We start from the raw sequence: 9,577 nt of genomic DNA, 5'->3' as shown, positions 1-9,577 counted from the left end.
CGCTGGTTGGCCGCATGCTTGCGCATGATGAGAAACATGATGCAGGCGACAAACGAGCCGAACAGCAGGATGACGATATTCACGTCCAGGTTGATCTTGATCATCAGCGCATACAGCACCAGCATGGTCAGCACCGACAGGTTTTCATTGAAATTCTGCACCGCGATCGAGTGGCCGGCGCTCATCAGCACGTGGCCGCGATGCTGCAGCAGCGCATTCATCGGCACCACGAAATAACCTGACAGCGCGCCGATGATGATCAGCAGGGGGTAAGCCACCCACACCGAGTGCACCACGGTCATGGCCATCACGACCAGGCCCATCACGATGCCCATGGGCATTACCGTCAGCGATTTTTTCAGCGGAATCATGCGCGCCGCGGCGCCAGCGCCGATGGCCACGCCGAACGCTACCACGCCTTGCAGGATGGCAGCCTTGTCGAGCGGCATGCCCAGCGATTTTTCAGCCCATTTCAATACGATGAACTGCAAGGTGGCGCCGGCGCCCCAGAACAGGGTGGTGACGGCCAGGGAAATCTGCCCCAGCTTGTCTTTCCACAGGATTGCGCAGCAGTTGGCGAAATCCACGATCAGCTTGCTTGGCCGGCGCTGCTGGTGCGGATAGCGGGCGCCGGTGTCAGGGATTTTTAGGTTGAAGACGGTTGCAATGATGTACAGCAAGCCGATCACTATCAACGCCGCATGGGTCGGCGTGTTCAGGTGCCAGTCGAAAATCGGTATGTGCCACTGTAGCAAGATGGAGACGACGTGGGGACTGACCAGGGCGCCGCCGAGGACCGTGCCGAGGATGATGGAAGCCATGGTCAGGCCTTCGATCCAGCCGTTGGCGGCCACCAGTTTTTCAGCGGGCAACAATTCGGTGAGGATGCCGTATTTGGCCGGCGAATATGCCGCCGCGCCGAAGCCGACCACGCCATAGGCGATCAGCGGATGGACGTCGGTGAACATCATCAGGCAGCCGGCGATCTTGATCATGTTGGTGATGAACATGACCCGGCCCTTGGGCAGCGAATCGGCGAAAGCGCCGACAAAAGCGGCCAACAGCACGTAAGACAGGACAAAAAACAGTTTCAGCAGCGGCGTCATCCAGCCCGGCGAGGACATTTCCGCCAGCAAGGCGATTGCCGCTATGAGCAGGGCGTTGTCGGCCAGCGAAGAAAAAAACTGCGCTGCCATGATGGTGTAAAAACCGCGATTCATCCGCATCCCAGAATGTAACAATGTGTCCCCGGCCTGCTTTATACCATGAAAATATGACCGATTCGTGATTATGAGACATGCAAAAGAGAAAACGTTCAGCAGAATTTTAGTTGAGTTATGGGGATTGCCAATCCTTGCTTGCCGGTGCATCCGGTAAAATAGGCAGCTCCACGAATCTTCACAAATTCCGCACATTCATGCCCAGACCCTTAGTCGCCACCATAGACATTTCTGCACTGCATCACAACCTGCGCATTGCCAAATCGCATGCGCCCGCCGCCAAAATCTGGGCGGTGGTCAAGGCCAATGCCTACGGCCATGGCCTGGAGCGCGGCATACGCGGTTTTGCGGAGGCGGACGGGCTGGCGCTGATCGAGCCGGACAACGCGCTGCGCCTGCGCGAGCTGGGCTGGCAAAAGCCGATCCTGCTGCTGGAAGGCATTTTCGATGCCGCGGACCTGGAGACTGTGGTGCGGGCCCGGCTCGACTTCGCCGTGCATTGCAACGAACAGATCGCCTGGCTGGAGCAGGCCGCGCTGAAGGGGCCGCTGGATGTCCACCTGAAAATGAATAGCGGCATGAACCGGCTCGGTTTCAAGCCGGAAGCCTATCGCGCCGCCTACCAGCGCTTGCGGGCGATTCCCGCGGTGCGCAAGATCACGCTCATGACCCATTTCGCCAATGCCGACGATCCGCTGAATCCCGGCCTGCCGCTGCAGCAGCAGGTGCAGCAATTCGAGCAGGGTGTCTCGGGACTGAACGAAGAACGCAGCATCGCCAATTCCGCCGCCGACCTGATGCATCCGGAGCTGAAATCGGACTGGGTGCGCCCCGGCATCATGCTGTATGGCGCTACTCCCGGCGGCGCCAGCGCCGAACAGTTCGGCCTGAAGCCGGCGATGACGCTCAGCAGCAAGATCATCGGCGTCCAGCGCATAGGCGCCGGCGACGCCATCGGTTACGGCAGCCGTTTTGTCGCTTCCGCGCCCATGCTCATCGGCGCGGTCGCCTGCGGTTACGCGGACGGTTATCCGCGCCATGCGCCGAACGGCACGCCGGTGCTGGTCGACGGTGTGCGCACCGTCACTGTCGGCCGGGTGTCGATGGACATGTTCTCGGTCGACCTCACCAGCGTGCCGGGCGCCGGGGTGGGCAGCGCGGTGACCTTGTGGGGCAATGGCTTGCCTATCGACGAGGTGGCGCATGCGGCCGGCACTATAGGATATGAATTGATGTGCGCTTTGGCTGTCCGGGTTAAAGTCGTGGAGTTGTGACGGCGCCGTGCGCCTGCGCGCCGATGATATCTTTATGTAGGCCCACTGATAACCTTGATGTAGAAACGAGACTGTAGAACCGAATGGCCAAAGCTAAAACCAATTACACCTGCACCGAATGCGGCGGCGTCGCCAATAAATGGACCGGCCAGTGCCCGTCGTGCGGGCAATGGAACACGCTGGTGGAAACCATCGTGGAGGCGGTCGGCAACCGTTTTTCAAACCAGCACCAGGGCCTGGCGCAGACCGCCCCGGTGATGACCCTGGCCGACATCGAAGCAATCGACGTGCCGCGCTTCGGCACCGGCATCGAGGAATTCGACCGGGTGCTGGGCGGCGGCCTGGTGGCCGGCGGCGTGGTGCTGATCGGCGGCGATCCCGGCATCGGTAAGTCGACCTTGCTGCTGCAGGCGCTGGCGAACCTGTCGAAGCTGAAAAAAGTGCTGTATGTCAGCGGCGAAGAATCCGGTGCGCAAATCGCCCTACGCGCCAAACGGCTGGCGGTGGACGCCAAGGATCTCAAGCTGCAGGCTGAAATCCAGCTGGAAAAAATCCTCAACACCCTGGTCGAGCATAAGCCCGAAGTGGCGGTCATCGACTCGATCCAGACCGTCTATTCGGATGCGCTCAGTTCCGCGCCCGGTTCGGTGGCTCAGGTGCGCGAATGCGCGGCGCAACTGACGCGGGTCGCCAAGCAGTCGGGCATCACCATCATCATGGTCGGCCACGTCACCAAGGAAGGCGCGCTGGCAGGGCCGCGCGTGCTGGAGCATATCGTCGATACGGTCTTGTATTTCGAAGGCGATACCCATTCCAGCTTCCGCCTGGTGCGCGCATTCAAGAACCGCTTTGGCGCGGTCAACGAGCTCGGCGTGTTCGCCATGACGGAAAAGGGATTGAAGGGCGTCTCGAATCCTTCGGCGCTGTTCCTGTCGCAGCACGACAACCAGGTGCCCGGCTCCTGCGTGATGGTGACGCAGGAGGGCACGCGGCCGCTGCTGGTCGAGATCCAGGCCCTGGTCGATGCGTCGCATGTGCCGAACGCGCGCCGGCTGTCGGTCGGGCTGGAGCAGAACCGCCTGGCGATGCTGCTGGCGGTGCTGCATCGCCATGCCGGCATTGCCGCCTTCGACCAGGATGTGTTCATCAACGCGGTCGGCGGCGTCAAGATCACCGAACCGGCGGCCGACCTTGCGGTGCTGCTGGCGATCAATTCCTCCATGCGCAATCGGCCGCTGCCGCGCGGGCTGGTGGTGTTCGGCGAGGTTGGCCTGGCGGGCGAGATCCGGCCGGCGCCGCGCGGCCAGGAGCGTTTGCGCGAAGCCGCCAAGCTGGGATTTTCGATTGCCATGATTCCCAAGGCAAACATGCCGAAGCAAGAGATCGAAGGTTTGAAAGTGATTGGCGTCGAACGCATTGATGACGCTTTGAGCAAGATACGCGACGCCGAGTAATTGGCAGGATTATCGCGGATATCGAATAATCCCTTATTTGCAAACACATTCTGGTAAAGGTCATCACATGAAAACCAAAGCAGCCATTGCATGGAAAGCCGGCCAGCCGCTGACCATCGAAGAAGTCGAACTGGGCGGCCCGCGTGCCGGTGAAGTACTGGTCGAGATCAAGGCTACCGGCATCTGCCATACCGACTATTACACATTGTCGGGCGCCGATCCGGAAGGTATTTTCCCATCCATCCTGGGCCATGAAGGCGCCGGCGTGGTGGTCGATGTCGGGCCTGACGTCAAGAGCCTGAAAAAGAACGACCACGTGATTCCGCTCTATACGCCGGAATGCCGCCAGTGCAAATTCTGCCTGTCGCAGAAAACCAACCTGTGCCAGTCGATCCGCTCGACCCAGGGCCGCGGCCTGATGCCGGACGCCACCAGCCGCTTTTCGATCGACGGCAAGCCGATCTTCCATTACATGGGTACCTCGACTTTCTCCAACTACATCGTGGTGCCGGAAATCGCCCTGGCCAAGATCCGCGAAGATGCGCCGTTCGACAAGGTTTGTTATATCGGCTGCGGCGTCACTACCGGCGTCGGCGCGGTGCTGTTCACCGCCAAGGTGGAAGCCGGCGCCAATGTGGTGGTGTTCGGCCTCGGCGGCATCGGCCTGAATGTGATCCAGGCGGCGCGCATGGTCGGCGCCGACAAGATCATCGGTGTCGACATCAACCCGGCGCGCGAAGCGATGGCGCGCAAGTTCGGCATGACCCATTTCATCAACGCCAAGGAAGTCGAAAACGTGGTCGACGCCATCGTCGGCCTGACCGACGGCGGCGCCGATTACAGTTTTGAGTGCATAGGCAACACCACCACCATGCGCCAGGCGCTGGAGTGCTGCCACAAGGGCTGGGGCCAGTCGATCGTGATCGGCGTCGCCGCTGCCGGCCAGGAAATCAGCACGCGGCCGTTCCAACTGGTGACCGGGCGCGTCTGGAAGGGTTCGGCGTTCGGCGGCGCGCGCGGCCGCACCGACGTCCCCAAGATCGTCGACTGGTACATGGAAGGCAAGCTGAATATCGATGACCTGATTACGCATCGCCTGCCGCTGGAACGCATCAATGAAGGTTTCGACCTGATGAAGAGCGGCGAATCGATACGTTCGGTGGTGATCTACTGATGGAGCTGATCAGCGAACACGCCTGCTTCGGCGGCACGCAAGGGTTTTACCGCCACGCTTCGGCGGAGATCGGTCTGCCCATGCGGTTTTCCGTGTTCCAGCCGCCGCAAGCGCGCTCGGGTCCGGTGCCGGTCCTGTTTTACCTGGCAGGCCTGACGTGCACCGAAGAGACTTTCATGACCAAGGCCGGCGCCCAGCGCTATGCGGCGCAGCACGGCATCATGCTGGTGGCGCCGGACACCAGCCCGCGCGACACCGGCATCACCGGCGCCGACGCCAGCTGGGATTTCGGCAACGGCGCCGGCTTTTACCTGGATGCGACGCAAGCGCCATGGGCCGCGCATTTCCGGATGTACTCTTACATACTGCATGAGCTGCGGCAAACCATAGTGCGGGAGTTTCCGGCGCAAGCCGACAATATCGGCATCTTCGGCCATTCCATGGGCGGCCATGGCGCGCTGGTGCTGGCCTTGCGCAATCCGGAGGTATTCCGTTCGGTGTCGGCGTTTGCGCCGATTGCCGCGCCCAGCCACTGTCCATGGGGGCAAAAAGCGTTCGGCAATTACCTGGGGCCGGACCCGGCGACATGGCAGGATTACGATGCGACGCAGCTGATGCTGAACTTGCCGCAGCCGTTTCCGCAAGAGATCTTGATTGACCAGGGCATGGGAGATAAATTCCTGGCCGAGCAGTTATTGCCGGAACGGTTTGAAGCAGCTTGCGCGCAGGCAGGGCAGAAGCTGACGCTGCGCCGTCATGACGCTTATGACCATGGCTATTATTTCATTTCGACCATGGTCGAAGACCACCTGGCTTTCCACCAGCGGATATTGAACGCACAATCCTGAGCCGAAAAAAAAGCCCCGCCTGACCGGCGGGGCTTTTACATCGCATTTTTCTATATCACTCGGCAACCTTGGCGCCGTCGCGCCGTTTCGAAACCAGCCAGCCGCCGCCCAGCACGACCACAAAACCAATCACGTAAGCAGCATAGTTAAGGCCCGGCAGGCTGTCCCAGAACGGTTGCAGGACCGGTTCGGTGACAATCATGTGCATCGCAGTGTAGACCAGGATCGCGGCGCCGATGAAGATCGTCAGCGGGAAGCGTTCGATCAGCTTCAGCGCCAGGGTCGAACCCCAGACCATGATAGGCACAGAAATCAGCAAGCCGATGATCACCAGCGCCATGCTGCCCTTGGCGGCGCCGGCCACGCCCAGCACGTTGTCGATGCCCATCACGGTGTCGGCGATGATGATGGTTTTCAGCGCGGCTGCCATGGTGGTGGCTTTCACGCCGTGCGCTTCGCCGTCATCCGACTGGGTCAGCAGGCGGTAGGCGATCCACAGCAGGGCGAGGCCGCCGACCAGCAGCAGGCCTGGGATCTTGAGCAGCCACACCACGCCGATAGTCATCAGTACGCGAGTGATGACCGCACCCGCGGTACCCCACAGGATGGCCTTGCGGCGCAGGTGGTCGGGCAGGCTGCGGGCCGCCATCGCAATCACGATGGCGTTGTCGCCAGCCAGCACGAGATCAATGACGACGATAGCCAGCAGCGCGGCGAAAAAAGCGCCGGCATTCCAGTCGGCCATGCCTAGCATTGAGAGTAAACCAGAAAAATCCATAAAGTCTCCAACAGGGTTAACGAATAACCTCAAGCGTGGATAACAGCAGGAGTAGCGAGGAGCTCATTTAGATAAAATAAGCGACACATTGCCTGCATGGAATCCATGCTGACAAAGGTCTTGCTCAACAGCGATGCTGCCAGGGTAACCGGGCGCAGGCGATATGCCTGTTCCGTGATGACGACTACCTTGCAAAACATTGGGACGGCCTATAAAGCTACGCGTCATGCAATATTCAGGAGCTACTCCCCTTTGAGAGGGCGCTGCACGCGAATGGCCGTGCAGCTGGGCATGATTATATACCAATTTTCCAAAAGCAAGAAATGTTAACCGGCCCTGAGGGGCCGTGGTTTCAGCCGTGGCGCCAGTAATCCGGCTGGGCATAGGCGCGCCGCAGGAAATCGACGAATACCCGGATCCGCAAGGGCAGGTGGCGGCGCTGCGCAAACACCGCGTAGATATCGTTACCGGGGGCGGCGAATTCATCCAGCACCGTGACCAGCTTGCCGGATTCGATCTCGCTGCCGACTTCCCACATCGAGCGCCAGGCCAGTCCCTTGCCGGCCAGTGCCCAGTCGTGCAGCACCTGGCCGTCGTTGCAGACCATGTTGCCGGCGACCCTGACGGTGACGATCTTGCCGTTCTGGCGGAAGCTCCAGCCGCGCTGGCTGCCTTCGCTGCTGATCGCCAGGCAATTGTGCTTTTGCAGGTCGTCGACGGTGCGCGGCTTGCCGTGCCGTTTGATATAGGCCGGCGAGGCCACCACGATGCGCTTGTTGTCGGCCAGCTTGGCGCCGACCAGCGACGAGTCCGACAGCGACGCAATGCGGATCGCCACGTCTATGCCTTCGCCGATCAGGTCGACCACGCGGTCGTTCAGGTTGAGGGTGAGGGTGACGTCGCGGTGCTCGGTGAGAAAGGAGGGCATCAGCGGCGCTACGTGCTGCCGGCCGAAACCGGCCGGCGCTGAAATCAGCAGATGGCCGCTGGCGTGGGCGCTGCGCTCGGAGACCGCCGATTCGGCGTTTTCCAGGTCGGACAGGATGCGCTGGCAGTCTTCCAGGAAGGCTTCGCCTTCGTTGGTCAATGCGATCTTGCGGGTGGTGCGTTGCAAAAGCTTCACACCGAGGCGTTCCTCTAACGCATCCAGGCGCCTGCCGATCATGGCAGGGGCGATCCCTTCGGCGCGCGCAGCTGCGGACAGGCTGCCCTTGGCGGCTACCTCGACAAAAGTGGAAATCTGCTTGAATTGATCCATGTCGCCGAACCGGTTTGTTGGAAGTCGGAGTTGTAACTGGCGCTATAATATGCCCACTTGTGACTAAAACGCATAGATCAAATGATAAATCGTTTCACCTATGATGATTTGGTTTAAATATACTATATAGCGTAAAAATTAGATAATGCCATTCAGGATTTAACATATCCGGCATGGTAAAAAACAGAATGTAGCGCTGCACAATGGCTAGTGCGGCAAGCTTGGCCCAAGACACCAATCAATTCATAGAACCAACAGGAGTAAAGCATGACTCAACTGACACTGCCCGCCGGTATGGAAATCAACGGCGCCATCGGCGCCGGATACGCGGAGATTCTGACCCCCGAAGCGCTGGCGCTGGTCGTCAAGCTGAGCCGCGCATTCGAAACGCGCCGTCAGGAATTGCTGGCAGTGCGGGTCGAGCGCGCCACGCGCCTGGATGCCGGCGAGCGTCCTGACTTCCTGCCTGAAACCGCGCACATCCGCAGCGGCGACTGGAAGATCGCGCCGATCCCGGCCGCGCTGGAATGCCGCCGCGTCGAAATCACCGGCCCGGTCGAGCGCAAGATGGTGATCAACGCCTTCAACTCGGGCGCCGACGCCTACATGACCGACTTCGAGGATTCGAACTCGCCGGTATGGGATAACCAGATCACCGGCCAGATCAACCTGCGCGACGCTATCCGCAAGACGATTTCGCTGGAACAGAACGGCAAGTCCTACAAACTCAACGACAAGATAGCCACCCTGGTGGTTCGTCCGCGCGGCTGGCACCTGGATGAAAAACATGTGCTGATCGACGGCAAGCGCGTCTCCGGCGGCATTTTCGATTTCGCCCTGTTCATGTTCCACAACGCCAAGGAACAACTGGCGCGCGGCGCCGGCCCGTATTTTTACCTGCCGAAGCTGGAATCGCACCTGGAAGCGCGGCTGTGGAACGATATTTTCGTGATGACCCAGGACGAACTCGGCCTGCCGCAAGGCACGATCAAGGCGACAGTCCTGATCGAAACCATCCTGGCCGCTTTCGAAATGGACGAGATCCTGTACGAACTGCGCGAGCATAGCTCTGGCCTGAACGCCGGCCGCTGGGATTACATCTTCTCGTGCATCAAGAAGTTCAAGCTGGACAAGGACTTCTGCCTGGCCGACCGCGCCAAGGTCACCATGACCGCGCCGTTCATGCGTTCGTATGCCTTGCTGTTGCTGAAGACCTGCCACAAGCGCAATGCGCCGGCGATCGGCGGCATGGCCGCGCTGATCCCGATCAAGAACGATCCGGAAAAGAACGACATCGCCATGGGCGGCGTGCGCGTCGACAAGGCGCGCGACGCCACCGACGGCTACGACGGCGGCTGGGTGGCCCATCCGGGCCTGGTTGAACTGGCCATGACCGAATTCAAGAAGGTATTGGGCGACAAGCCGAACCAGATCAGCAAGCAGCGCGAAGACGTCAACGTCAGCGCCGCCGACCTGCTCGACTTCAAGCCGGAAGCGCCGATCACCGAAGCCGGCCTGCGCTACAACATCAACGTCGGCATCCATTACCTGGGCGCCTGGCTGGCCGGCAA

Annotated in this window: 8 protein-coding genes; 5 read left to right on the top strand and 3 right to left on the bottom strand. The window is 60.5% G+C overall.

The genetic code is table 11. The features are described 5' to 3' along the window. Nucleotides 1-1,220 (bottom strand): lysophospholipid transporter LplT (lplT, locus tag JWQ61_RS07015; RefSeq protein ID WP_304359895.1); only part of this gene is annotated, 1,220 nt, incomplete at its 3' end. Nucleotides 1,221-1,417: 197 nt separating this feature from the next. On the opposite strand from lplT, the gene alr reads away from it, so the two are divergent. From alr to fghA, 4 genes are all read left to right on the top strand, one after another. Beyond that, complete coding sequence (gene alr / locus JWQ61_RS07010) at nucleotides 1,418-2,494, top strand: alanine racemase (RefSeq protein ID WP_304359894.1); 1,077 nt, start codon at nucleotides 1,418-1,420, stop codon at nucleotides 2,492-2,494. Nucleotides 2,495-2,577: 83 nt separating this feature from the next. Continuing rightward, nucleotides 2,578-3,948 carry a DNA repair protein RadA gene (gene radA / locus JWQ61_RS07005; protein WP_092393914.1) on the top strand — a complete coding sequence of 457 codons (1,371 nt, stop codon included), beginning with the start codon at nucleotides 2,578-2,580 and terminating at the stop codon, nucleotides 3,946-3,948. 67 nt (nucleotides 3,949-4,015) lie between these two features. Further along, nucleotides 4,016-5,122 carry an S-(hydroxymethyl)glutathione dehydrogenase/class III alcohol dehydrogenase gene (locus JWQ61_RS07000; RefSeq protein ID WP_304359893.1) on the top strand — a complete coding sequence of 369 codons (1,107 nt, stop codon included), beginning with the start codon at nucleotides 4,016-4,018 and terminating at the stop codon, nucleotides 5,120-5,122. Beyond that, the gene (gene fghA / locus JWQ61_RS06995; RefSeq protein ID WP_304359892.1) at nucleotides 5,122-5,970 is read left to right on the top strand and encodes an S-formylglutathione hydrolase; all 849 of its coding nucleotides are present in this window, start codon (nucleotides 5,122-5,124) and stop codon (nucleotides 5,968-5,970) included. The genes JWQ61_RS07000 and fghA overlap by 1 nt, the downstream gene beginning before the upstream one ends. A gap of 55 nt (nucleotides 5,971-6,025) precedes the next feature. Here fghA and JWQ61_RS06990 read toward each other — a convergent pair whose 3' ends face one another. Continuing rightward, nucleotides 6,026-6,724, bottom strand: a complete 699-nt coding sequence (locus tag JWQ61_RS06990) for a TerC family protein (protein ID WP_304359896.1) — start codon at nucleotides 6,722-6,724, stop codon at nucleotides 6,026-6,028. Between the two features lie 376 nt (nucleotides 6,725-7,100). After that, nucleotides 7,101-8,006, bottom strand: coding sequence for a LysR family transcriptional regulator (locus tag JWQ61_RS06985; RefSeq protein WP_120235596.1), 906 nt, complete (start codon nucleotides 8,004-8,006; stop codon nucleotides 7,101-7,103). Between the two features lie 267 nt (nucleotides 8,007-8,273). Here JWQ61_RS06985 and aceB point away from each other — a divergent pair. Further along, nucleotides 8,274-9,577 (top strand): malate synthase A (aceB, locus tag JWQ61_RS06980; protein WP_304359891.1); only part of this gene is annotated, 1,304 nt, incomplete at its 3' end.

This window comes from Collimonas fungivorans, from assembly GCF_028292705.1.
GTDB lineage: Bacteria > Pseudomonadota > Gammaproteobacteria > Burkholderiales > Burkholderiaceae_D > Collimonas > Collimonas fungivorans_B.
This window is presented reverse-complemented; position numbering and strand designations above follow the sequence as displayed.

Excerpts from the sequence above, each read along its gene's own strand:
- radA (WP_092393914.1), top strand. The coding sequence starts at position 2,578 with ATGGCCAAAGCTAAAACCAATTACACCTGCACCGAATGCGGCGGCGTC.
- fghA (WP_304359892.1), top strand. The coding sequence starts at position 5,122 with ATGGAGCTGATCAGCGAACACGCCTGCTTCGGCGGCACGCAAGGGTTT.
- JWQ61_RS07000 (WP_304359893.1), top strand. The coding sequence starts at position 4,016 with ATGAAAACCAAAGCAGCCATTGCATGGAAAGCCGGCCAGCCGCTGACC.
- JWQ61_RS06990 (WP_304359896.1), bottom strand. The coding sequence starts at position 6,724 with ATGCTAGGCATGGCCGACTGGAATGCCGGCGCTTTTTTCGCCGCGCTG.
- alr (WP_304359894.1), top strand. The coding sequence starts at position 1,418 with ATGCCCAGACCCTTAGTCGCCACCATAGACATTTCTGCACTGCATCAC.
- JWQ61_RS06985 (WP_120235596.1), bottom strand. The coding sequence starts at position 8,006 with ATGGATCAATTCAAGCAGATTTCCACTTTTGTCGAGGTAGCCGCCAAG.